Genomic DNA, 21,218 nt, shown 5'->3' with positions numbered 1-21,218 from the left:
CCCCGTGCAAAGCCCTCCTTGTGGGAGAAGGTGGATCGGCGCGCAGCGCCGAGACGGATGAGGGGTGCTCCAGCGGAGTGAGACGCTGGCAATCCCTTGAGCACTGCCGTTTCCAGGTTGAGTGTATTTCATGATCGGCGTTCAGCCTGCTGATGTCGTCCTGCGCCAGCCACTGGCCCGGACGCCGCCGCCATCGCCAAGCTCCTGCGCGCCTCACTCAGCGCCTTCGACTGGATGCCAGTCCTGCATACGCCGGAGGAAGATCTCTTCTTCATCCGTGACATCCTGCTGCCCAATCAGCAAGTGACGGTTGTCGTCGCCGGCGAATCCATCATCGGCTTCATTGCCGTCAACGGCGATTGGGTCGAGCAGCTCTATCTCGATCCTGCCTGGACAGGGCAAGGCATCGGCAGCCGGCTGCTTGCCCAAGCCACGGCCGGCATGCGATCGATCAAGCTCCGTTGCTTCCAGGCGAATACTGGCGCACAGCGCTTCTACGAACGCCACGGTTTTCGTGCCGAAGCCTTCGGCGACGGATCGGCCAATGAGGAAAGCCTGCCGGATATTCTCTATGTGCTCAGGCGCTGAGCCAAGCCGAAGGAGCTCAATCGCGAGACACGGGGTGGCCTTGCCCTGCTGCCCAAATGGCCCTGAAGCGCACCATCATTGACTGATATAGGCGTGGTGGGAGGAGGCCGTATTCATAACGGTCGAGTGTGCCCGGTACTGGACGAAGATCATATCCTGGCCACACGAAGCGGTTGCCCTCATGCAGCATCACCCATGAACGCTCGCCGTCTAGGCCAAGATGGCGTTTGACCGCCGCCGGCAACTCGATTGCAAGCGACGTGTCATTTGGCGGTACATGCGTGACAGGCACACAGTTATGGCTAAGCCTTCGGCTCCTCGATCGATGGCAAGCACTACGACACAAGGGCGATCTTTCCGTCCCTCCTCTTGTCCAGCTATGTGCTCATGGTGCCACAAATAGGCGTAAGAAATGACTTGGCCGAGCTGTGGCTTGGGAAGCGGCATACCTTATTTTTCATCAAGCAAGGCGTTGAGATGATCGTGTTCCGATGACATGCGACCGTTGGTGATCATCTCGATTTCGTCCAGTGTCAGGTCCTTAGTTGCAAACGACTGCCGAGCCAGATTCTTGTAGCGCTGGAGGTCCTCATACTCGACGGCCGAGACGAAATAGCCGGTGGGACGGCCGTGGCTCATCACGGCAACAGGCTCCCGCTGCACGATTTCACGGTAGCGGCCGAAGTTACGTGCGAACTCTGTGGCTGGAACTTCGCGCATTGCAGTCATCCAAAATTGCGTAATTTACACATATATCACAAATTACGCAATTTACGGGCATTCGTCAACTCAGCTACCGCTGTCCATTGCCAATTGCCGCAGCATCGCCAGCGCTTCCTCCGCCCGCTCGGCCGGCACGAACAGATGGTCGTGATAGAAGGCCGAGACCGGATTGACGCCCATGCCGGTCCTTGCCAGCCGCGTCGTGATGGCGGCGAGGAAGCCGACGGCTTCGAGCGAGGAATGGATGTCGAGCGTGATCATCCGGCAGCGGAACGTGCCGGCGAGACCGGCGGCTTTCGCTTCTTCCTCCGTCACGATCAGCGTCAGGCCCTCGCGCTCGCGAAACTGCATGACGGGTTCGAGCCCCGCCGGGATCGGCACGCCAGGCGCCAGCCTGGCGAACAGGTAGGTCCTGGCAAGCAGTCGGGGCGTCATTGACGCCAACAGCCTCTGCAGATCGGTCTCGCCGGTCATCCTGTTTCCTTGCGCTCGATTCATTCGCACTGAATTTGGAAAAGCGCGACCCACCCTGTAGGATCGCCGCGGGGTTCTCCGTCCTTGGTCCGAAGCTGGCAGAAAGCCAGCCCTGGAATCAACTGGAGGGAACATCCATGAGCATTTCCGAAGCCGCGCCTGCTTCAAAAGGCGCTTTGTGGACCGGGCGCGCGCTCAGCGCCGTGGTCGTCCTGTTCATGGTCTTCGACGGCGTCATCAAGCTGCCGCCGCTCGAAATCGTCACCCTGACGATGACCGAACTCGGTTGGCCGGCCGACGCCAATGTCGCGCGGCTGCTCGGCGTTGTCGGGCTGATCTCGACCGCGCTCTATGCCCTGCCGCGCACCTCCGTGCTCGGCGCCATCCTGCTCACCGCCTATATGGGCGGCGCGATTTCGACCCATGTGCGGATCGGCAACCCGCTGTTCTCGCACACGCTGTTCGGCGTCTATCTCGGCGTTATCCTGTGGGGCGGTCTTTTCCTGCGCGACGCCAGGGTGCGCGCGCTGATCCCGTTCTCGCGATAGGGAGAAAAGAGATGTTTGCCACCATCCTCCTCGTCCTGGTCGTCGTCATCGCCGCCGTGCTCGTCTATGCCGCGACCCGGCCGAACGATTTCGTCGTCACTCGCTCGGCCAGCATCAAGGCGCCGGCGGAGACGATCTTCCCGCTGATCAACGATTTCCGGCGCTGGCCCGAATGGTCGCCCTTCGAAAAGCTGGACCCCGGGATGCAGCGCATGCTGTCCGGCGCCGACAGCGGCAAGGGCGCGGCCTATGCGTGGGAAGGCAATTCCAAGGCCGGCAAGGGCCGTATGGAGATCACAAATTCGGTGCCGTCGTCGCAGGTCGCGCTCAAGCTCGATTTCGAGAAGCCGTTCCGGGCCAACAACACCGTGGACTTCACGCTTTCGCCCTCCGGCGAGGGCACGACCGTCACCTGGGCGATGCGCGGCGCGAGGCCYTTCATCGCCAAGCTGATGGGCCTGTTCATGAATTTCGATGCGCTGATCGGCAGGGATTTCGAGGCCGGGCTCGACAATCTCAGACGCGCCACCGAGCGGTGAAAGCCTATTTATTTCAATCGTCTGACAGCGGTTGCGAGATTCTTGGCCGGCCCCGCGCCGGCCAATCTTCGTTGTTCCAGGGATCAAATTAGCCGTCTGCGAGTTTAGACCATGGCGGCGAGGACGGCGCTTGAGAGAGGAACAGCAATGAAGAAAGCAATTACCATCCTGGTGCTGACGATGGCGCTTGGCGCCTGCTCGCAAACGGAAAAGGGCGCTGCGATCGGCGGACTGGGCGGTGCGGCGGTCGGCGCGGCGGTGGCGGGCGATCCGGTGCAGGGCGCGGTGGTCGGCGGCGCCGTTGGCGCGGTCGCCGGCGCATTGATCGGCCATGCCAGCGAGGCCGGCCAGTGCCGCTACCGCGACCGTTACGGGCGCGTCTACGTCGCAAGATGCCCGTCCGGCTACTGAGACGTTAGGCTGATCCAAAGAAAAACGGCGGGCATGAGCCCGCCGTTCTCGTAAGCGAAAGGGCCGCGATTACTCGGCGGTGGCGGCTTCCGCCTCGGCCGGCGCCGCGGTCGCGGCGGCAACTGCCGCGGCGGCGTCTTCCTGCGCCTTCTTCAACAGGGCAGCGCGTTCCTGCGCCTTCTTGCCGGGCAGGGCCTTGTTCGGGTTCGAGCGGGCTTCGCGCTTGGCAAGGCCGGCCTCGTCGAGGAAGCGCAGCACGCGGTCGGTCGGCTGGGCGCCGTGCGACAGCCAGTGCTTGACGCGGTCGGCGTCGACCTTGACGCGCTCGCCGTCCTTCGGCAGCAGCGGGTTCCAGGAACCCAGCGACTCGATGAAACGGCCGTCGCGCGGCGAACGGGCGTCGGCGACGACGACATGGTAGTAAGGACGCTTCTTCGAGCCCGCACGGGCCAGTCTGATCTTCAGTGCCATTCTTTTCTCCTAAAGCTCTGATTTCGTTCATTAATCCCGGCTGAGTCCTTGTTGCGCATGTCGTTATCCCAAAACCGCGAAGCACTTTTGGGCGACATGCACAGGTCAGCCGGCTTTTGCAGCGCCGTTGGCAGCGGCGATCTGTTCGTGATGGCGGATGACCTCGCGGACGACGAAGTTCAGGAACTTCTCCGCGAAGTCGGGGTCGAGATGCGCGTCGTTCGCCAACTGGCGAAGTCGGGCGATCTGCTGCTGCTCGCGCGCCGGGTCGGCGGGCGGCAGGCCATGCTCGGCCTTGAGCACGCCGACCGCCTTGGTGCAGCGGAAGCGCTCGGCCAGCATATGGATGAGGGCTGCATCGATGTTGTCGATCGAAGCGCGGTAGCCCGCCAGGATGGCGCGTGCGTCGGCCATGTCTTTCTCCTCGTTCATCGCCCCCTCACTTCTTCTTGCCCAAACCGGGCAGCCCACCGCCGCCCAGGCCCGGAAGCTTCATGCCGCCGGGCAGGCCCGGCAGCCCGCCGCCGGGAAGTCCGCCGGGCAAGCCGCCCGGCAGGCCCTTGCCGAGGCCGGCGGCCTGCGCCTGCTTCTGCAGGGCCTCGAGCTGCTTGGGATCCATCTTGGAGAGGTCGGGCATGCCCCCCATACCTCCCGGCATCATGCCGCCAAGGCCCATCTTCGAGGCAAGGCCGCCCATCATGCCGCGCATGAGGCCGCCGCCTTTGCCCTTGCCGCCCATCGCCTTCATCATGTCGGCCATGCCGCGATGCATCTTCAAGAGCTTGTTGATCTCGGCAGCATCCGTGCCGGAGCCGGCGGCGATGCGCTTCTTGCGCGAGTGCTTCAGGATATCGGGATTGGCGCGCTCGGCCTTGGTCATCGAGGAGATGATGGCGAGTTGGCGGCCGAACATCTTGTCGTCGAAGCCGGCGGCGGCCAGCTGGTCCTTCATCTTGCCCATGCCGGGCATCATTCCCATGATGCCGCCCATGCCGCCCATTTTCGACATCTGCTGAAGCTGCTGGGCGAGGTCGTTCAGGTCGAACTTGCCCGACTGCATCTTCTTGGCCATCGCCGCCGCCTGCTCGGCGTCGATGGTCTCGGCGGCCTTCTCGACAAGCGAGACGATGTCGCCCATGCCGAGGATGCGGTCGGCGATGCGCTTGGGGTGGAATTCCTCCAGCCCGTCCATCTTCTCGCCGGTGCCGATGAGCTTGATCGGCTTGCCGGTGACGGCGCGCATGGAAAGCGCTGCGCCGCCGCGGCCATCGCCGTCCATGCGGGTCAGCACAAGGCCGGTGATGCCGACGCGCTCGTCGAAGCTCTTCGCCAGATTCACGGCGTCCTGGCCGGTCAGCGAATCGGCGACCAGCAGGATTTCGTGCGGGCTCGACACCTTCTTGATGTCGGCCATCTCGACCATCAGCGGCTCGTCGATATGGGTGCGGCCGGCGGTGTCGAGGATGACGACGTCATGGCCGCCGAGCCTGGCCGCCTGCACGGCGCGCTTGGCGATATCGACCGGGCTCTGGCCGGCGATGATCGGCAGCGTCGCGACCTTGGTCTGCTCGCCGAGTTGGCGCAGCTGCTCCTGTGCTGCGGGCCGCCGCGTGTCGAGCGAGGCCATCAGGACTTTCTTGTTCTGGCGCTCGGTCAGCCGCTTGGCGATCTTGGCCGAGGTGGTCGTCTTGCCGGAGCCCTGCAGGCCGACCATCATGACGACGACGGGCGCCGGCGCGTTGAGGTCGATGGCCACACCCTCGGCGCCCAGCATGTCGACCAGTTCGTCATGGACGATCTTGACGACCATCTGTCCGGGCTTGATCGACTTCAGCACCGCCGCGCCGACCGCCTTCTCGCGCACCTTGTCGGTAAAGGAGCGAACCACCTCCAGCGCGACGTCGGCCTCGAGCAGCGCACGGCGCACCTCGCGCAGCGCCGCCGAGACATCCGCCTCGGACAGCGCGCCGCGGCCGGTCAGGCCGTTCAGGATCGAACCAAGGCGCTCTTGTAGGGTCTCAAACATTGATCAGACCACGGTGCGAGAGCGCCTTGGATTCATGCTGATCCCTGTCGGGCCTGCGGCCCTCCACGCCTCTTGGGCGTTCCTGGAGTGATTCAAACATTCTCTTTCCTTTTCCCTGGCACCTGCGGATGCCCGAGAGGTAGTGCGTTCGCGCCGGGTCGCCAAGCAAAAGCGCAAAGCCAAAAAGCACCCGGGGGCGCATCGCGCTGCCGGGTGTTGGCCTCCAGGATCTCTTTACAGCTCTTGCCTCGCTGAGGCTTCGGCGTCCTGGTCGGCTTTCGCGAAAGAAAACTCGTCGCGGAATTCAGCGGCTCTAGACAGGAAATCGGCCGCGGAGTCAAGGCTAATGCATGTCGCGCAAAAGTGCGCAGCGGTTTTGCGGCAACGACATGCATCAAAAAACGATGCTCAAATCCGGCCAAAACGCTGCGATTTGAGGCGGCTTAAAGCGCGCTTTGGCTGCTTGTTCCGACCCTGAGCGGCGAGCGCGGATACAAAAGCAGAAGCATCGTCAAAAGCGTGCTGACGATGCCGATCGCGGCGATCAGCACGGCGTCGAGATTGGTCCAGCCGGGACCCTCGAGCGGCTTGGCGTTGAGCAGGGCAAAGCCATTATAGCCTTCCTGGTGCGAGATCAGCAGGAAACCGGTCAGATTGTTGCCGAGATGAGCGCCGAGACCGGCGCCGAGATTGCCGGTGACATAGACCAAAAGCGTGAGCAGCAGGGCAAAGGCGCCGATCGAGACCAGGACGCAGGCGTTGATGGCAAGCGTAGAGTCCGAGTTCCAGTGCAGCGACGTGAACAGCAGCCCGGGCAGCAGCGCCCAGATCAGCGGGCTCCGGAAACGATAGGCGAGGCCGCGCAGCAGATAGCCGCGAAACAGTATTTCTTCCGACGAGGTCTGCAGGAAAGCGAGCAGCACGATCGGGATGAGGAACAGCAGCCAGGACGACAACGCGAACGGTCCGCGCGCGATCTCCGGCTGCAGCCAGTACAGCAAGACCTCGGAGAAGAGCGAGGTGATCAGAACCGCGACCAGGCCCTTGAGGAAATCGCCGCCCGCGATACGTCGGCTGGCGCCGAAGAGCGCGGACAGCGGCTCGCCGTGAACGAAGCGCATCGCCACCCACAGGCCGATCCAGATGCCGGCGAAGGAGGTCAGCGCGCTCAGGATTCCGGTGGGCGATGCCAGGAAGTCCTGCATGTAGCGCCCGGTCGAGGGGCCGGGCAGGCGCCAGACGATGTAGACATAAGTGCCGGCAAACAGCACCAGAGCCGTCATCGCCATCCAAAAGGCGATGACGATCGCCGTGCCGAAGAACAGGCGCGGCAAATTGGTCCTTTCGTTCGGCGAGCGGCGATAGCCCTCGAAGGCGGCATTCTCGATCGTCACGCGGCTCCCCTGCCGAAGGCTGTGGGCGTGCAATCTAGAAGATCGCCGGTTACCGCGCGATTACTTCAACCGGACTACCCGCTGAATTGCGGCGCTTCGAGCGCAGAATGCGGCGCGACGTCCGAAGTTCGTCATCCTATGGCGAAGCAAGGAGCGAAGCGACGCAGCGCAGACCATAGGATCCATGCCGTTACATCTGAGCGATGCTAGCGGTGCAGAAAAGCCCTTGGTTCTGCACCGCCTCTACCCTTCGCGCGACGTCACGGCATGGATCCTCGGGTCTACGCGTCCGCTTCGCTTCCGCTCCGCCCGTGGATGACGAAGTTCGGAAGCTTCGGCCAATTCCAAACGTATGCGGCGCGGCATCGAACAGATGCAGGCGGCCTGAGCCGCCGGCACAAAAAACGGCCGCCATCGCCGGCGGCCGCTCTTCTCGTGGCGATCAAACCGATCAGCGCATCACATAGACGATGCGCCGCGTGCCGGGGTCGACGAGCGCGGGCTGGTTGTTCACATAGACATAGCGATACCGGTAATCGGGGATCTCGCGCAGCTCGACCGTGTCGGGCAGCGTGGCGCCGGTCACCACCTCGCCGTCGAGATAGACCGGGTCGACCCGGTGCGTGGTGACATAGGTGCCGACCTCGGCCGGCGGCCTGCCGATCGACTCGATGGCGTCGTCGTTGGAGACGATGGCGCCGGTGTAGGTATCGGTGGTGTAGATGTTGTCGGTCGGTGGCGCCACCACGGCGATTTCAGCATTGGCGGGGCGACGGGTCACGACGACGCGGCTGCCGCCGAAATCGCCCGTCACGTAGTCGGAATAGACCCAGCCATTGCCGCCTGCCTCTGCGATCGTGCACCATTTGCTGTTCTGGATGCAGCCCGTGAGCGTGGCGGACTGGCCGGCGGCCAGCACGCCGATAACGGGATATTGCGGGCCGGGGCCCGCGCGCACATTGAGGTCGGCCACCGCCGAGACGGCGGTGTCGGCCAGGGCCGTGCCCGACATGGCGAGCAGCGCGCCGGCAAGCGCCGGAAACAAGACGCGGTTCATGGTTTCACTCCGTTTTCAAAACGCTCCCTCGGGCTCGAAAACGAAACCAAAGCTTATGCGTTCCGGCTAACATGCCTTTCGGCCGCTCACGAATTGTTCCACGGTTTTTCGGCATGCCCGTCAAAAGGGCGTGAGCGGGCGTAGTATTTCCGGGTCTCCCGGACTATGTCGCCGCGAGTCGGATGGATGACCCGCCGGTCCGGGCGCCGAGAAGGCCGGGCAAAGTCCGGCCGCTCGCAGCGCTTGCTCCGCGCCAAGCTCCGGCGCCGACGGTCACGACATCGATGCGTTTCATGAGGCAAGCCCGCCACACCTGACGGCCGATCGTAGGCAATTGCCCTTCTTTCGCCGATGTCGGGTGCCACGTCCCCGCGGGGGCGGTGACAACCAGGCGTTTCGCTGGCAAATTCGCAACCGGGACGTGATTCAAGGCAACCAGGAGAAGGACATGGCATTTTTTGCCAAAGGAAGGATTTTCGCGGCCGCCGCGGCGGTAGTGGCGATGCTTGGGCTGGCGACGGGGGCTGAAGCCGCGGCCAGCTGCGGCAAGAACGGCGCCGGCTTCGACGCCTGGAAGCAGGACTTCGCCGCCGAGGCGAAAGCCAACGGCGTCGGCCAAAGGGGCCTTTCGGCGCTGGCCGGGGCGACCTATGCGACAAGGACGATCGCCGCCGACCGCGCCATCCACAAGGCCTTCAGCGGCTCGGTGGAGGCCTTCATGAAGCGTCGCGGCGCGTCCGCCATCATCTCGCGGGGGCGCGCGCTGAAGAAGGCGAACGCGGCGATGTTCGCCAACATCGAGCGGACCTATGGCGTGCCGCCGGGCGTGCTGCTCGCCATCTGGGGCATGGAGACCGGCTTCGGCGCCTCGATGGGCAACCAGAACACCGTGTCGGCCATCCTGACGCTCGCCTATGACTGCCGCCGCCCCGACTACTTCACCCCGCATGCCATCGCGGCGCTTAAGCTCGTCGATCGCGGCGCGCTCAGCGCCTCCTCGGTCGGCGCCATGCATGGCGAGATCGGCCACACCCAGTTCCTGCCCGGAAACGTGCTGAAATACGGCGTCGGCAGCGGCAATTTGCGCGACCGCAACACGGCGCTCGCCTCGACCGCCAACTTCCTCAAGGCTCATGGCTGGCATGCCGGCGCGAGCTACGAGGCCAATATGGGCGCGATCGCCGGCTGGAATTCGGCCAGCGTCTACCAGCAGGCCATCGCCCGCATCGCCGAGGCGATCGACGCGGATTGAGCAAATATCTGTATTGAGCAGAACAGCCCGGCTTGCGCCGGGCTTTTTGTCCTCACGGCCTGGGCGACCTGCCCCGACAGCCGTTCCGTCGTCATTCCAGGGCGGAGCAAGGAGCGGAGCGACGCGCGCAGACCCTGGAATCCATGCCGTTACGCCAAGGCGTTGCTGCGGTTACAGAATTCTGCACCGTTGCACGCTGCCAGAGGTCACGGCATGGATACTCGGGTCAAGCCCGAGTATGACGACGTCACCGGGGTTTCGGCCAATCGCCAACGTCGGTGCCTGAAGCGACCCACAGCCACCTTCAGCCACAGCGCCTTTCCACCTAGTGTCGGAACCAACCCCGCATGCGCCGCTGGCGGGCATCTCCCCCGAGGGACCTTCCCGGGGAAGATCAGCAGCTTCAGCCCTTGCGGTTCCTCGCGGCCAGCGTCCGCAGCCTCAATCCATTCAGCCGGATAAAGCCCTCGGCGTCCTTCTGGTCGTAGGCGCCGCGGTCGTCCTCAAAGGTGACCAGCGCATCGGAATAGAGCGTCTTCTTCGACTTGCGGCCGGTGACGATGACATTGCCCTTGTAGAGCTTCAGCCGCACCGTGCCTTCGACATCTTCCTGGCTCTTGTCGATCATCGCCTGCAGCATCACGCGCTCGGGCGAGAACCAGAAGCCGTTGTAGATGAGCTCGGCATAACGCGGCATGAACTCGTCCTTGAGGTGCGCCGCGCCCCGGTCGAGCGTGATCGATTCGATCGCGCGGTGGGCGGCGATCAGGATCGTGCCGCCAGGGGTCTCGTAGACGCCGCGCGACTTCATGCCGACAAAACGGTTCTCGACGAGGTCGAGGCGGCCGATGCCGTTGTCGCGGCCGAGGTCGTTCAGCGCCGCCAGCATGGCGGCCGGCGACAGTTTCTTGCCGTTGAGCGCGACCGGATCGCCCTTGAGGAATTCGATCTCGATCTCGGTGACGACATCGGGCGCGTCCATCGGCGAGACGGTGCGCTGATGCACGAATTCCGGCGGCTCGGTCCACGGATCCTCCAGCACCTTGCCCTCAGAGGACGAGTGCAGAAGGTTGGCGTCGACCGAGAAGGGCGCGTCGCCGCGCTTGTCCTTCGGCACCGGGATCTGGTGCTGCTCGGCGAAGTTGAGAAGATCGGTGCGCGACTTGAACGACCAGTCGCGCCATGGCGCGATGACCTTGATGTCGGGGTTCAGCGCGTAAGCCGACAATTCGAAGCGGACCTGGTCGTTGCCCTTGCCGGTCGCTCCATGCGCAATCGCGTCGGCGCCGGTCTCCCTGGCGATCTCGACCAGATGCTTGGAGATCAGCGGCCGGGCGATCGAGGTGCCGAGCAGATAGGTGCCTTCATAGACGGCGTTGGCGCGGAACATCGGGAAGACGAAGTCGGCGACGAATTCCTCGCGCACGTCCACGATGCGGATGTCCTTGATGCCCATCATCTCGGCCTTGCGGCGCGCCGGTTCCAGCTCGCCGCCCTGGCCGAGATCGGCGGTGAAGGTGACGACCTCGGCGCCGAGCTCGGTCTGCAGCCATTTCAGGATGATGGAGGTGTCGAGGCCGCCGGAATAGGCGAGCACGACTTTCTTGACATTCTTGGTCTTGGACATTTTTGGCGGTTCCGCGGGAAAAGAGCTTCGCGGGCGAGTATCACGGCCCTTCCGGGCGGCGCAAGAGACGAACGGCCGCGTGCTATAGCCCAGCCTGGGCCAGATGTTTGTCCCGGCAGATGCTGGCAGCGGCCGGAGGGCCGCGTTATACGCTGCGAAATCTTTTGCCAGGACCGCCCGTATGTCCTTCATTCCCGACACTTCGACGCTGATCCAGTTCGCCATCGCCACCGTCATCCTGGCAATCACGCCCGGGCCGGACATGACGCTGTTCGTGTCGCGAACGCTGAGCCAGGGCCGCGCCACCGGCTTCGCCTCGATGGCCGGCGCGCTCTGCGGCACGCTGATCCACACCACGCTGGTGGTGGTCGGCATCTCGGCGCTGATCGTCGCCTCGCCGATGGCCTTCTTCGCCTTGAAGATCTTCGGCGCCGGCTATCTGGTGTTCCTGGCCTGGCAGGCGATCGCCAAGGGCTCGGCCTTCTCGCCGGAGAAGAGGACGGGACCGCAAGTCTCCTTGTTCCGCAGTTGGGCGGCCGGACTCGGCGTCAACCTGCTCAATCCGAAGATCATCCTGTTCTTCATGACCTTCCTGCCGCAATTCGTCTCCGCGCACGATCCGAACGCGTCCGGGAAACTGTTCTTCCTCGGCATGATGTTCATCGCGCTGTCGATCCCGGTGACGGCGCCGATGGTGCTGGCGGCGGAGAAGTTCTCGGCGGCGATGAAGGCGAGCCCCCGCGTCACGCGCGTGGTCGACTATCTGTTCGGCGGCGTGTTCTCGGCCTTCGCGCTCAAGATACTGACGGCGCAGGCGAAGTAGACCCTCGCGCTTGCAGGCGCGGGTCAGGCTTCCAGATCGGGCAGCGCCGCGCGGCGCCAGCTTCCGGCCCAGCGGCCGGCGGAGAGCCAGTAGAAGATGCCGCCGACCATGCCGCAGCCGATCACGGCCAATCTGGCGTTGGTCGCGGTGACATCGAAATTGGCGTCGCCCACGCTATGCGCGAAGCCCAGGAAGACGACGGCGATGACGGCGCCGCCAAGCGCATAGAACAGCCAGTCGCGCCGGCCGAGCACTTCGGCGATCAAAATGACGACCGCCGCCGGCATGAAGGCGAAATAGGCGACGAACAGCGCCACGAAAGGCACCGAGAAATAGAGCGAGGCGGTCGCCGTCGGCTCGGGATTGGCCGGCGTGTAGCCGAGATGCGCCAGGACCAGGATATTGAGGAAGGCGCTCGCCGCCAGCGAGCCGACGACATAGCCGACCAGGATGACGGCAAAGCGGACGAGATAGGCGATGAGGCGCCTCACGCCTCGCCGTGCCCCGCGATCATCATGGCCTCCAGCGCCAGGCGGTCCACTTTGCGCATGCGCTCGGATTCCGACTTCAGCTGGCCGCAGGCGGCGAGGATGTCGCGGCCGCGCGGCGTGCGGATCGGCGAGGCATAGCCGGCGTTGTTTATGTAGTCGGCAAACTTCTCGATCGTCTCCCAGTCCGAGCACTGGTAGTTGGTGYCGGGCCAGGGATTAAATGGGATCAGGTTGATCTTGGCTGGAATGCCCTTCAGGAGCTTCACCAGCGCCTTGGCGTCGTCGAGGGAATCGTTGACGTCCTTCAGCATCACATATTCGAAGGTGATGCGCTTGGCGTTGGAGAGGCCCGGATAGGCCTTGCAGGCGGCGATCAACTCCTTCAGCGGGAACTTCTTGTTGATCGGCACCAGAAGGTCGCGCAAATCGTCATTGGTGGCGTGCAGCGAGATCGCCAGCATGACGCCGATCTCCTCGCCGGTGCGGGCGATCTCCGGCACAACGCCCGAGGTCGACAGCGTGATGCGGCGCTTCGACAGGGAAAGCCCGTCGCCGTCGGAAGCGATCAGCAGCGCCTTCTTCACCGCCTCGAAATTGTAGAGCGGCTCGCCCATGCCCATCATGACGATGTTGGACACTTTTCTGCCCTCGGCCGGCACGATGGCGCCGTCCGGCGTGTCGCGGTCGGGGAAGTCGCCCAACCGGTCGCGCGCGGTCAAGAGCTGCGCCAGGATCTCTTCCGTCGTCAGGTTGCGCACCAGCTTTTGCGTGCCGGTGTGGCAGAAGGAGCAGGTCAGCGTGCAGCCGACCTGCGAGGAGATGCAGAGCGTGCCGCGGCCCTCCTCGGGGATATAGACGGTCTCGATCTCGACCGGCCGGCCGGCGCCGCGCGGCGGAAAGCGGAACAGCCATTTGCGCGTGCCGTCGGAAGAGATCTGCTCCTCGACGATCTCCGGCCGCGCCACGGTGAAATGCTTGTCGAGCTCGGCGCGAAGGTCCTTGGAAATGTTGAACATATGGGCAAAGTCGGAGACGCCGCGCACATACATCCAGTGCCAGAGCTGCTGGGCGCGCATCTTGGCCTGTCGTTCCGGCACGATGCCGGCGCCGACCAGGGCTTCGCCGAGCTCGGCGCGGGTCAGGCCGATCAGCGACGGCTTCTCGGCCGGTGCTGCGCGGCGCAAGGCGTCACGGGCGCCTTCGGCGGTAAGATCAAGCGAAACGGTCATGGTGGCGCCAATATAAGCGATTTGCGGCCGATTTCAGCATCGGCCGCACAGGAAGCGCGGCGCATAGCACAGCTCGGCGCCGGAGTCATGCGCGCTCCTCCTTCCCCCCTTGTGGGGGAAGGTGGATCGGCGCGCTAGCGCCGAGACGGATGAGGGGTGTTCCAGGGAAAGCCAACGTCTCACTCCGCTGGAGCACCCCTCATCCGTCGCCTTCGGCGACACCTTCTCCCACAAGGGGAGAAGGGAGAGACGGCAGCGCCCTACTCCCGAGCTTCCGTCTTGCGGCGATGGCCGCTGACCTGCGCGCCGTCTTCCGGGTGCAGGAAGAAGAAACCCGGAATGGCAAGCAGCGGGATGACCGCCGTCAGCAGGAACGCCCAGTGGAACTGGTCCGCCGTCGGCGCATGGACCTCACCGGAGACGAGGCCGAGCACCATGGCGGCGATGGAGACGCCGAGCGAGACGCTGAGCTGCTGCAGGATGCCGCCGAGGCTGGTGGCGCGGCTGAGCTTTTCCGCCGGCAGGTCGGCATAGGAGAGCGTGTTGGACGACATGAACTGCGCCGAACGGACGATGCCGAAGAAAAAGACATAAAGGCAGATCGCCCAATGCGGGGTATCGGCGCTGAGCAAGGCAAAGCCCGCCACGGCAACAGAGCCGAYCACGGCGCTGCCGCTCAGCACGGCCTTGAAGCCGAAGCGCCGCAGGAAGAACGACAAGAGCGGCCGCATCAGAAGCGCGCCGAAGCTGCCGACGAAGGTCAGCGAGCCGGAGGTGACCGGGCTCATGCCGAAGCCGACCTGCAGCATCAGCGGCAACAGGAACGGCGCGCCGTTGAGGCCGATGCGGCACAGCCCCCCGGCGAGCGTGCCGACCCAGAAGGAGCGAAAGCGGAACAGCGTGAGATCGACCGCCGGCGCGGTGACGCGGCGCGCATAGCGGCCGAAGGCGAAAAGCAGCAGGACCGATGCGGCCAGCACCAGCACCGTCGCCAGCGAGGAAATGATCGGCCTGCCGATATTCTCCAGGCCGAATTGCAGGAGTGCGGCACCGGCGCCGACCATGAGGAAGCCGGCGAAGTCGAAAGGCTGGGCGTCTTCCTCGTGGAAATCGTCGACGAAGCGCAAGGCGGCGAAAATGCCGATGAGGCCGAACGGCACGTTGACGTAGAAGATCCAGCGCCAGGAGGCATAGGTGGTCAAGAGGCCGCCGAGCAGCGGACCGATGACGGGACCGATGATCGCCGGCAAGGTCATGTAGGTCATGGCGGTGATCAGCCCGCTGCGCGGAAAGGAGCGCAGCAGGATCAGCCGTCCGACCGGCGTCATCATGGCGCCGCCCAGCCCCTGCAGCGCGCGCATGRCCAAAAGCATGCCGACGCTATCGGCCACGCCGCACAGGACCGAGCCGAGGGTGAAGGTGAAGAGCGCTAGCGCGAAGATCTTTCGCGCGCCGAACCGATCGGCGAACCAGCCGCTGACCGGGATGAACACGGCCAGGGTCAGGATGTAGGTGGTGATCGCCAGGTTGAGCCGGACCGGCGTGGTGTCGAGGCTTTGCGCGATTGCGGGGATAGCGGTTGTGAGGATGGTGGAATCGAGCTGTTCCATCAGGAAGGCGATGGCGACGATTGCCGGGATGATCAGCTTGAGACGCGGGTCGCGCTCGGTCGCAAAGAGATGCTGTTCCAATTGTCCGCCAGTTCCGTCGCGCAGGAAGCGATACCCCGCTGCGAGCCATCCGCAATCAAGCCGGCGTCGATGTCGTGCGGCCCAGCCGGCCCGGCCCCCCACCGCACCGGACTGCTTTATGTCCCGACCGATGCGAAGCGATAGCGATTTCGACTGGCACAGAGGTCAACAAATGTTGACCCCTGCCTGCGCCAGAGGCGCGACGCTGCCGGCTGCCGCCATGAAGCCCGATCACATATTCGTGTTGGCGTAACCATTCGAGCCGAATCCGCGAACCTGAAAGGGGCGACCATGCCCCTCAAACAATGGGAGTTGTTCAGATGCACTCGATCAAGTTCGCACTCATCGCCGGCCTCGCCGGTCTTTCCGCCTCGCAGGCCCTTGCCGAGGACACGATGGGCGCCATGACCATGATGAAGGGCGGGCAGGTCACCGCGATCATGCCGGACGGCCACATGGGCACCATGATGCCGGACGCCAAGATGAGCGCCGAGATGATGAAGATGGCCAAGCCGATCAAGCATTGCATGATGATGATCACCGACGCCAAGGGCAAAGCCTATATGATCGACACCTCGACCAAGAAGGTCCAGGCCGAGTGCGAAAAAATGGCGATGTAACCTCGCCGATCCTGCATGCCGACCTTCCCGCCGGCCGGTATGCCGGCGGGCTATCCGCCTTCCGGCGACATCTCTGGCGAGCCTTCCAGCCGCGTTCCTCGAGCGCCGTTTCCCGACCTTGCTGGCATAGCGCCGGGCAGCCCTCGCGGGTTGATCGGCCCGGCGAGTGTGCTAGGGCGGGTGACCATCAAGAGGACGGTCATGGCCGGCATATCCCGAAAATACCGATTGCTGCGGCGCTCGCAGGCGATGTGGGTGTCGCGGCGCGTCTGGCAGCCGCGTCTCGTCTTCTGGGCCGGCGCCATCTCGATCGGCCTGATCAGCGTCCTGTTCGCCCTGCTCGCCGACCGCGCGCAGGCCGTGTTCCATGTCATGACGGGCAATGACGGCTGGCGCTTTTACCTGCCCCTGGTCGTGACGCCGCTTGGGTTCGTGCTCTGCGCCTGGCTTGCGCATTCCTTCTTCCCGGGATCGCAAGGCAGCGGCATTCCGCAGGCGATCGCGGCGCGGCATCTGCGCGACGAGGACGACCGCAGCCGCATCCTGTCGCTCAAGCTGGTGGTGGGCAAGATCGCGCTCACCATCGTCGGCCTCGCCTGCGGCGCCTCGATCGGCCGCGAGGGGCCGACCGTGCAGGTCGGCGCCTCGGTGATGTTGCAGGCGGCGCGCTGGGGCGGCATGGCGCAGGCTCGGGGCCTGATCCTGGCGGGTTCCGCAGCCGGCATCGCCGCCGCCTTCAACACGCCGCTCGCCGGCATCGTCTTCGCGATCGAGGAAATGGGCCGCGCCTATGAGGCGCGCACCAACGGGCTGGTGCTGACGGCGGTGATCCTGGCCGGCCTCGCCTCGCTCGGATTGCTCGGCAACTATACCTATTTCGGCGTCGCCAAGGACACGGTCGCCTTCGCCGCCGACTGGCCGCTGGTGCTCGCCTGCGGCATCATCGGCGGCGGTGTCGGCGCATTGTTCTCGCTGCTGGCCTTGAAGGTCATGCGCCGCATCCGGCGTTGGAACGCGCTGCTGCCGCTGCCGCGCGCGCTGGTCGTGGCGGCCGTCTGCGGGTTCGCCGTGGCTATAATCGGCGTCGCGTCCGGCGGGCTGACATTCGGCACGGGCTATGTGCAGGCGCGCGGCGCGATCGAAGGCACGCCGCTGCCGGCCTTCTTCTTCGTCGAGAAATTCGCCGCCGGCCTCCTGTCGATGGTGTCGGGCATTCCGGGCGGCCTCTTCGCGCCGTCGCTGGCGGTGGGCGCGGGGCTGGGCAGCACGCTCGGCCTGGCCTTCGGCACGGCCACGGGAACCGCGGCGCTGCTCGGCATGGCCGGCTATTTCGCCGGCGTCGTGCAGGCGCCGATGACGGCCTTCGTCATCATCCTCGAAATGACCGGCAACCACGACAATGTGATCGCGCTGATGTGCGCGGCGATGCTGGGCTACGGCACGGCGAGGCTCATCTCCAACGAGCCGCTCTACCACGCGCTGTCGCGCGTCTTCATCGCCGAGGCGATCCGGCGGCGCAGGGCTGAGACGAGCGAAGCGGTCAAGGCGTAGCGGCTCGAAAGTGGGTCGTGGCCAGGACGAGGCGCGACCCCTGCGGATAATATCTGCGCAAGGCAGCCGCCTGGTCGGCGAGGCCGGCGCCGTTCCATCCGCACAGCTCGCCGCCGAGCAGCCAGTTCTCCTGCTCGCCACTCGTCATCGCGGCGATGTAGTCTCCATCGCAGGGATAGCCGATCAGCGCGACTTCCTCGTAATCTTCCAATCTGCGTATCGCAATCGCCTTCTCGCGCGAAAACGGCCCGGCAACCCCAAGCCAAGATGCCGGGCCGTAGGGGAAACGCCCGCGCGCAGCGCTTCCCGGGTCACCTTCCCCGGGGCACCGTCCCGAGTCACATTGGGGGACCGGTGACCTGTGGCGGCGTCTCGTTCGTGCAGGCGATCAGCGGGAGGGTCGCAGCCCGCAGCCGTGCTTGCGACAGCCACAATTGACGGTGCTCCCGTGCCAGGCCCTTCATGGCGGCGCGAGCCGCCGAGGTGATCTCGAATGCGCCGCAGGCGGCACACTGGAACTCCACCTTGCGGGCCGTGACCTCGGCTTCCAGGGACACCCTGGCGCAAACCGGGCAGGTGGACGGATAGTATCTCCTTTCGAACGACAGGACGTTCATCGCGTGAGCCCATCCGGCGGCATGCGGCAGGGGCGGGTTTTGAACTCCAGCATCGGGCGCATTCTTTCCCTTCCACAACAACCGGCGGCCGCGATYAGCCCCTTGTCTTGGGCGCAACGCTGCGGCGCGTGGCGACCTCGATCTGCTTTGCTTCCACTTCGAGCCGATCCGGCGCGGCCGATCCCATCAACGCGTAGGCCGTGCCTCCCGACTGCCAATAAACCGTCGGGACGCGGCCGTCGGTGGCCGGCGTCGGGGGAACGGCGTCCTCGCCGTTCATCGGCGCGGCCACAAGCGTGATGCGCCCGACGCTTGGCGTATCGGCCGTCACGACCAGGCTCTGCTGTCCGTTCCAGGGCTGAACCTGGACATCCTTGACCGCCCATGACGAGGGCAATGTCGGCATGCTGACGTTGACGGCGCCAACCAGCCGCTGGATCTTGTCCTGCTTGAGCTCGACGCCCTTTTCGGGACCCGCGTTGAGCTGCGCGACGCGCAGCGCATCGCGCGCGGCCAGGATGAAGGTTTGATSCGCCGTCTTGCCGCCCTGGCGAAGCGGCACGGTCAGCGAGTTGGCCGACCATCCGATAGCGACCAGCGCGACGGCGGCGATCTGAAGCCTGAGCATGGCGAACATCCGCCTGCGGCGAAGCGCCTGTTCCAACTGTCTCGCCTTGTCGATGGTCGCACCCGGCGGAAACAATCGCCGCGGCTGGGAATCGCGCACCGCATCCATGCGCTGCGCGTGGGCAAACACCGCCGCGGCCAGTTCGGGCTCGCGGGCAAGCCGGGCTTGCAGCTCGGATCGCTGCGACGGCGACAATTCGCCATCCAGCAAACGGCCGATATCCTGTTCGGAAACGCGATTATCGGACCACATCACGCCCTCCAATGATCTTCAAATGACGGGAAGTTCCGCTGTCCATATTTTCCATGTGGTTCTTCAGGGCCGTCCGAGCCCGGCTGAGGCGGGACATCACGGTTCCGGTCGGCACGCCCAGCAGTTCGGCCGCTTCGGCATAGGTGAAGCCCAGCACACCGACGAGATGGAGTATTTCGGCCTGGTCGGTCGGCATCCGGGCAAGCGCCCTGCTCACGTTGGAGAGTTCGGCGCTGTGCTCCTGCGGCGGCGGCGAGGCCGCATCCGACATGTCGGCGATGGATGCAAGACGCCGCCTGTCGGCATCGGCCCGGCTGGCGCCGGTGAAGAAGGTGTTGCGGACAATTCTGATCAGCCAAGGCAGCAGCGGCCGGGAGGGATCGTAGCTGCCGGCCATCGACAGCGCCCGGGCGAGCGCCTCCTGCACCAGGTCGTCGGCGTCGGAATCATTGCCGGTGAGCACCCTGCCGTAACGCCACAAATCCTCCAGATGCGGTATGACGTCGAACTTCGCTTTCATCCCATCTCATACCGCTCGTCGCATCTGTCCATGTCATGCCGCCCGTCTTATCCCGCGTCGACGCGCGCCGGGCCTACCTTAGCTCACCGCTCAGCCGAAGCCGGCATGAAGGCGGCCCAGCGGTCAGGGACAGGGACAGGCAACCGCTGGGCCGGATGGGAGCGTGCTCCTCCCGACTGCAAGCCCTGAAAGACGCCAGTGCTTGCCGCTCCCTGTTTTCGACGTGGCCTTGGACATGGCCATGCACCTCAAAGAGCGTTCTCCCTCTTTTGCCCTATCTACCGGTCTCGCCCGGAAACTATTCCGTCCCGCAGCGGAATTTTTTGAAGGATGGCCATTGGCAAATGCCGGTGCACGGAATCGGCCGACGCAAGGACGAAGCCCGAATGGCAAAAAGGCCGGATCTGGTGGCCCGGCCTTGCTTCAAATTCAGATGTCGTCCTGGCTTATTTGCACTTGGCGATGGAGGCCAGCGCTGCCGAGATGCCCTTCAGCGAAAAGACGTAGGAGGTCGGGTTGCCGCGGCCGGACTTGGCCTGCACCTTCATGTCGGAGCCGGTCTTCATGGCGGCGATCAGCACCGGCTCTTCCGCCGCGTTCTCGACCCAGGCCGACTTGCCGCGGGTGAACATCGAGAAGGTCTTCTTGTCGATGGTGACAGTGGCCTTCGAGCCTTCCTGGAAATTGTAGCCGGCGATGAACTGCGGCTCGTAGGAGACCTGCTGCCCGGGCCGCTGGCTGACGAAGAAGAACATGTCGCCATGGTCGAGCGTCGCCGGCTGCTTGTYGGTCGGCACGGTCAGCACATAGCAGACCTTGCCGGCGGCCGACTGATAGCTGTAGGTGCCCCAGGCATTGTGCTGGCCGATCTTGGTCGCCTGCTGCGCCAACACCGGCACTGCCGAGGCCACCAGGACCAGGCTGGAAACTATAGCAATCAATCCGCGCATCGTTCTTCCCGTATTCCAAATGGTGCGGAGGCGGGCCGCGTGGCGTCCTGCCGTCGCTTCATTTTGATTTAATCAGGGTTACCAAACGGTGAATTGTCCTCGAAGAAAAGGAACTCACCCCAGGAAACCGCCACCATCCGCGCCGCCACTGTGGATTGAGGCGGGCGCGACGTCCCGGCGCGGAGTTGGAGGCCACGAAAACGGCAAGAGTTTGTCTTTTCGCAGCTGCTGATTTGCGGATGTGAGGCGCGCCGCCATCAGCCCTTGTCGGCCAGCGCGTCCTTGGCGGCCTGCCTGTGGGCAGGCGTGATGTGGGCGCTGACGGCGGTGATCGCGGCGGTCAGCACGGCGAGGTCGTCGGTGTAGCCGAGGCCGACGACGAAATCGGGAATGAAATCGAACGGCAGGACGAAATAGCCGAGCGCGCCGAGCAGGGTGGCCTTGGCGCGCAGCGGCGTGTCCTTGTCCATGGCGCAGTAATAGGCGGCGACGACTTCGTCCATGAACGGAATCTGCCGCGCCGCCTTCTTGGCGGTGCGCCAGAATTTCTCGCGGACCTCGCCTTCGCCGGCGAGCTTGTCGCCGAAGCCGAAGAAATCGAAACCGGGACCTTGCGTCATCAATCGCTCCTTGGCGGTCGCGCGCATGCTTGCGCCGGCCTGCCGCGAAAGATGTGGTGAAAGAGGGGGGCTGCTGCAAGAGTTCGCGACGTCAGCACGCAGAAATCCGCAATGCT

General features: G+C 64.7%; 23 protein-coding genes. 8 read left to right on the top strand and 15 right to left on the bottom strand.

The genetic code is table 11. The features are described from left to right. Nucleotides 1-234 precede the first annotated feature (234 nt). Nucleotides 235-588 (top strand): GNAT family N-acetyltransferase, encoded by a 354-nt coding sequence (locus LCM4577_RS20700; RefSeq protein ID WP_116390117.1) that lies wholly within the window; start codon nucleotides 235-237, stop codon nucleotides 586-588. Between the two features lie 450 nt (nucleotides 589-1,038). Here LCM4577_RS20700 and LCM4577_RS20695 read toward each other — a convergent pair whose 3' ends face one another. Both LCM4577_RS20695 and LCM4577_RS20690 read right to left on the bottom strand, forming a co-directional pair. Further along, nucleotides 1,039-1,308, bottom strand: coding sequence for a type II toxin-antitoxin system prevent-host-death family antitoxin (locus tag LCM4577_RS20695; RefSeq protein WP_040988000.1), 270 nt, complete (start codon nucleotides 1,306-1,308; stop codon nucleotides 1,039-1,041). A gap of 69 nt (nucleotides 1,309-1,377) precedes the next feature. Next, a complete protein-coding gene (locus LCM4577_RS20690) occupies nucleotides 1,378-1,785 on the bottom strand; it encodes an ACT domain-containing protein (RefSeq protein WP_071073174.1) in 408 nt (135 codons plus the stop codon). A gap of 137 nt (nucleotides 1,786-1,922) precedes the next feature. Between LCM4577_RS20690 and LCM4577_RS20685 the strand changes: the two genes are divergently transcribed. The 3 genes from LCM4577_RS20685 (at nucleotide 1,923) to LCM4577_RS20675 (ending at nucleotide 3,283) form a co-directional block, all read left to right on the top strand. Beyond that, nucleotides 1,923-2,333 carry a DoxX family protein gene (locus tag LCM4577_RS20685; RefSeq protein ID WP_041010961.1) on the top strand — a complete coding sequence of 137 codons (411 nt, stop codon included), beginning with the start codon at nucleotides 1,923-1,925 and terminating at the stop codon, nucleotides 2,331-2,333. 11 nt (nucleotides 2,334-2,344) lie between these two features. After that, complete coding sequence (locus LCM4577_RS20680; protein ID WP_071034113.1) at nucleotides 2,345-2,872, top strand: SRPBCC family protein; 528 nt, start codon at nucleotides 2,345-2,347, stop codon at nucleotides 2,870-2,872. A 147-nt stretch (nucleotides 2,873-3,019) separates the two neighbouring features. Beyond that, nucleotides 3,020-3,283, top strand: coding sequence for a YMGG-like glycine zipper-containing protein (locus tag LCM4577_RS20675; protein ID WP_040987857.1), 264 nt, complete (start codon nucleotides 3,020-3,022; stop codon nucleotides 3,281-3,283). 69 nt (nucleotides 3,284-3,352) lie between these two features. Here LCM4577_RS20675 and rpsP read toward each other — a convergent pair whose 3' ends face one another. From rpsP to LCM4577_RS20650, 5 genes are all read right to left on the bottom strand, one after another. Next, nucleotides 3,353-3,754 (bottom strand): 30S ribosomal protein S16, encoded by a 402-nt coding sequence (rpsP, locus tag LCM4577_RS20670; RefSeq protein ID WP_040987859.1) that lies wholly within the window; start codon nucleotides 3,752-3,754, stop codon nucleotides 3,353-3,355. A gap of 105 nt (nucleotides 3,755-3,859) precedes the next feature. Beyond that, nucleotides 3,860-4,186, bottom strand: coding sequence for a chorismate mutase (locus LCM4577_RS20665; RefSeq protein WP_040987861.1), 327 nt, complete (start codon nucleotides 4,184-4,186; stop codon nucleotides 3,860-3,862). Nucleotides 4,187-4,193: 7 nt separating this feature from the next. Beyond that, a complete protein-coding gene (ffh, locus tag LCM4577_RS20660) occupies nucleotides 4,194-5,780 on the bottom strand; it encodes a signal recognition particle protein (protein WP_071073173.1) in 1,587 nt (528 codons plus the stop codon). A gap of 443 nt (nucleotides 5,781-6,223) precedes the next feature. Then, on the bottom strand, nucleotides 6,224-7,174 hold the full coding sequence (locus LCM4577_RS20655; RefSeq protein WP_071073171.1) for a CPBP family intramembrane glutamic endopeptidase: 951 nt from the start codon (nucleotides 7,172-7,174) through the stop codon (nucleotides 6,224-6,226). A gap of 451 nt (nucleotides 7,175-7,625) precedes the next feature. Then, nucleotides 7,626-8,231 carry a DUF1236 domain-containing protein gene (locus tag LCM4577_RS20650; RefSeq protein WP_041003101.1) on the bottom strand — a complete coding sequence of 202 codons (606 nt, stop codon included), beginning with the start codon at nucleotides 8,229-8,231 and terminating at the stop codon, nucleotides 7,626-7,628. Between the two features lie 448 nt (nucleotides 8,232-8,679). On the opposite strand from LCM4577_RS20650, the gene LCM4577_RS20645 reads away from it, so the two are divergent. Further along, entirely contained in the window at nucleotides 8,680-9,483 is an 804-nt protein-coding gene (locus LCM4577_RS20645; protein ID WP_040988002.1) for a lytic transglycosylase domain-containing protein, read from the top strand. A gap of 403 nt (nucleotides 9,484-9,886) precedes the next feature. Here LCM4577_RS20645 and LCM4577_RS20640 read toward each other — a convergent pair whose 3' ends face one another. Further along, entirely contained in the window at nucleotides 9,887-11,110 is a 1,224-nt protein-coding gene (locus LCM4577_RS20640) for an argininosuccinate synthase (protein WP_071073169.1), read from the bottom strand. A 181-nt stretch (nucleotides 11,111-11,291) separates the two neighbouring features. Here LCM4577_RS20640 and LCM4577_RS20635 point away from each other — a divergent pair, with 181 nt between their 5' ends. Beyond that, complete coding sequence (locus LCM4577_RS20635) at nucleotides 11,292-11,933, top strand: LysE family translocator (RefSeq protein WP_040987870.1); 642 nt, start codon at nucleotides 11,292-11,294, stop codon at nucleotides 11,931-11,933. Between the two features lie 23 nt (nucleotides 11,934-11,956). Here LCM4577_RS20635 and LCM4577_RS20630 read toward each other — a convergent pair whose 3' ends face one another. The 3 genes from LCM4577_RS20630 to LCM4577_RS20620 form a co-directional block, all read right to left on the bottom strand. Continuing rightward, nucleotides 11,957-12,424 (bottom strand): hypothetical protein, encoded by a 468-nt coding sequence (locus tag LCM4577_RS20630; RefSeq protein ID WP_071034124.1) that lies wholly within the window; start codon nucleotides 12,422-12,424, stop codon nucleotides 11,957-11,959. Continuing rightward, nucleotides 12,421-13,653 carry a 23S rRNA (adenine(2503)-C(2))-methyltransferase RlmN gene (gene rlmN, locus LCM4577_RS20625; RefSeq protein WP_071073167.1) on the bottom strand — a complete coding sequence of 411 codons (1,233 nt, stop codon included), beginning with the start codon at nucleotides 13,651-13,653 and terminating at the stop codon, nucleotides 12,421-12,423. Before rlmN ends, LCM4577_RS20630 begins: the two co-directional genes overlap by 4 nt. 260 nt (nucleotides 13,654-13,913) lie before the next feature. Beyond that, nucleotides 13,914-15,344, bottom strand: a complete 1,431-nt coding sequence (locus LCM4577_RS20620) for a DHA2 family efflux MFS transporter permease subunit (protein ID WP_071073165.1) — start codon at nucleotides 15,342-15,344, stop codon at nucleotides 13,914-13,916. A 320-nt stretch (nucleotides 15,345-15,664) separates the two neighbouring features. On the opposite strand from LCM4577_RS20620, the gene LCM4577_RS20615 reads away from it, so the two are divergent. Beyond that, nucleotides 15,665-15,964 carry a hypothetical protein gene (locus LCM4577_RS20615; RefSeq protein WP_071073163.1) on the top strand — a complete coding sequence of 100 codons (300 nt, stop codon included), beginning with the start codon at nucleotides 15,665-15,667 and terminating at the stop codon, nucleotides 15,962-15,964. 201 nt (nucleotides 15,965-16,165) lie between these two features. Then, nucleotides 16,166-17,515 (top strand): chloride channel protein, encoded by a 1,350-nt coding sequence (locus LCM4577_RS20610; protein WP_071073177.1) that lies wholly within the window; start codon nucleotides 16,166-16,168, stop codon nucleotides 17,513-17,515. Here the strand turns inward: LCM4577_RS20610 and LCM4577_RS20605 are convergent. From LCM4577_RS20605 to LCM4577_RS20590, 4 genes are all read right to left on the bottom strand, one after another. Continuing rightward, nucleotides 17,505-17,726, bottom strand: a complete 222-nt coding sequence (locus LCM4577_RS20605; protein WP_071073162.1) for a hypothetical protein — start codon at nucleotides 17,724-17,726, stop codon at nucleotides 17,505-17,507. The genes LCM4577_RS20610 and LCM4577_RS20605 overlap by 11 nt on opposite strands. A gap of 1,272 nt (nucleotides 17,727-18,998) precedes the next feature. Next, on the bottom strand, nucleotides 18,999-19,532 hold the full coding sequence (locus tag LCM4577_RS20600) for a sigma-70 family RNA polymerase sigma factor (protein ID WP_071073156.1): 534 nt from the start codon (nucleotides 19,530-19,532) through the stop codon (nucleotides 18,999-19,001). Between the two features lie 446 nt (nucleotides 19,533-19,978). Beyond that, the gene (locus LCM4577_RS20595; RefSeq protein ID WP_071073154.1) at nucleotides 19,979-20,482 is read right to left on the bottom strand and encodes an invasion associated locus B family protein; all 504 of its coding nucleotides are present in this window, start codon (nucleotides 20,480-20,482) and stop codon (nucleotides 19,979-19,981) included. 257 nt (nucleotides 20,483-20,739) lie between these two features. Next, nucleotides 20,740-21,102, bottom strand: coding sequence for a YkvA family protein (locus LCM4577_RS20590; protein ID WP_040988006.1), 363 nt, complete (start codon nucleotides 21,100-21,102; stop codon nucleotides 20,740-20,742). Between the last annotated feature and the right edge of the window lie 116 nt (nucleotides 21,103-21,218).

The sequence above is a fragment of the Mesorhizobium sp. LCM 4577 genome, assembly GCF_001854795.2.
GTDB classification, from domain to species: Bacteria; Pseudomonadota; Alphaproteobacteria; order Rhizobiales; family Rhizobiaceae; genus Mesorhizobium; species Mesorhizobium plurifarium.
Note: the sequence above shows the minus strand (reverse complement) of the source record. Positions and strands in the feature narration are given on the sequence as shown.

Bases quoted from the DNA above. Each gene is read 5' to 3' on its own strand.
- LCM4577_RS20590 (WP_040988006.1), bottom strand. From the start codon at position 21,102: ATGACGCAAGGTCCCGGTTTCGATTTCTTCGGCTTCGGCGACAAGCTC.
- LCM4577_RS20615 (WP_071073163.1), top strand. From the start codon at position 15,665: ATGCACTCGATCAAGTTCGCACTCATCGCCGGCCTCGCCGGTCTTTCC.
- LCM4577_RS20635 (WP_040987870.1), top strand. From the start codon at position 11,292: ATGTCCTTCATTCCCGACACTTCGACGCTGATCCAGTTCGCCATCGCC.
- LCM4577_RS20650 (WP_041003101.1), bottom strand. From the start codon at position 8,231: ATGAACCGCGTCTTGTTTCCGGCGCTTGCCGGCGCGCTGCTCGCCATG.
- LCM4577_RS20665 (WP_040987861.1), bottom strand. From the start codon at position 4,186: ATGAACGAGGAGAAAGACATGGCCGACGCACGCGCCATCCTGGCGGGC.
- LCM4577_RS20610 (WP_071073177.1), top strand. From the start codon at position 16,166: ATGGCCGGCATATCCCGAAAATACCGATTGCTGCGGCGCTCGCAGGCG.
- LCM4577_RS20600 (WP_071073156.1), bottom strand. From the start codon at position 19,532: ATGAAAGCGAAGTTCGACGTCATACCGCATCTGGAGGATTTGTGGCGT.
- LCM4577_RS20690 (WP_071073174.1), bottom strand. From the start codon at position 1,785: ATGACCGGCGAGACCGATCTGCAGAGGCTGTTGGCGTCAATGACGCCC.
- ffh (WP_071073173.1), bottom strand. From the start codon at position 5,780: ATGTTTGAGACCCTACAAGAGCGCCTTGGTTCGATCCTGAACGGCCTG.
- rpsP (WP_040987859.1), bottom strand. From the start codon at position 3,754: ATGGCACTGAAGATCAGACTGGCCCGTGCGGGCTCGAAGAAGCGTCCT.
- LCM4577_RS20685 (WP_041010961.1), top strand. From the start codon at position 1,923: ATGAGCATTTCCGAAGCCGCGCCTGCTTCAAAAGGCGCTTTGTGGACC.
- LCM4577_RS20695 (WP_040988000.1), bottom strand. From the start codon at position 1,308: ATGCGCGAAGTTCCAGCCACAGAGTTCGCACGTAACTTCGGCCGCTAC.
- LCM4577_RS20645 (WP_040988002.1), top strand. From the start codon at position 8,680: ATGGCATTTTTTGCCAAAGGAAGGATTTTCGCGGCCGCCGCGGCGGTA.
- LCM4577_RS20640 (WP_071073169.1), bottom strand. From the start codon at position 11,110: ATGTCCAAGACCAAGAATGTCAAGAAAGTCGTGCTCGCCTATTCCGGC.
- LCM4577_RS20700 (WP_116390117.1), top strand. From the start codon at position 235: ATGCCAGTCCTGCATACGCCGGAGGAAGATCTCTTCTTCATCCGTGAC.
- LCM4577_RS20675 (WP_040987857.1), top strand. From the start codon at position 3,020: ATGAAGAAAGCAATTACCATCCTGGTGCTGACGATGGCGCTTGGCGCC.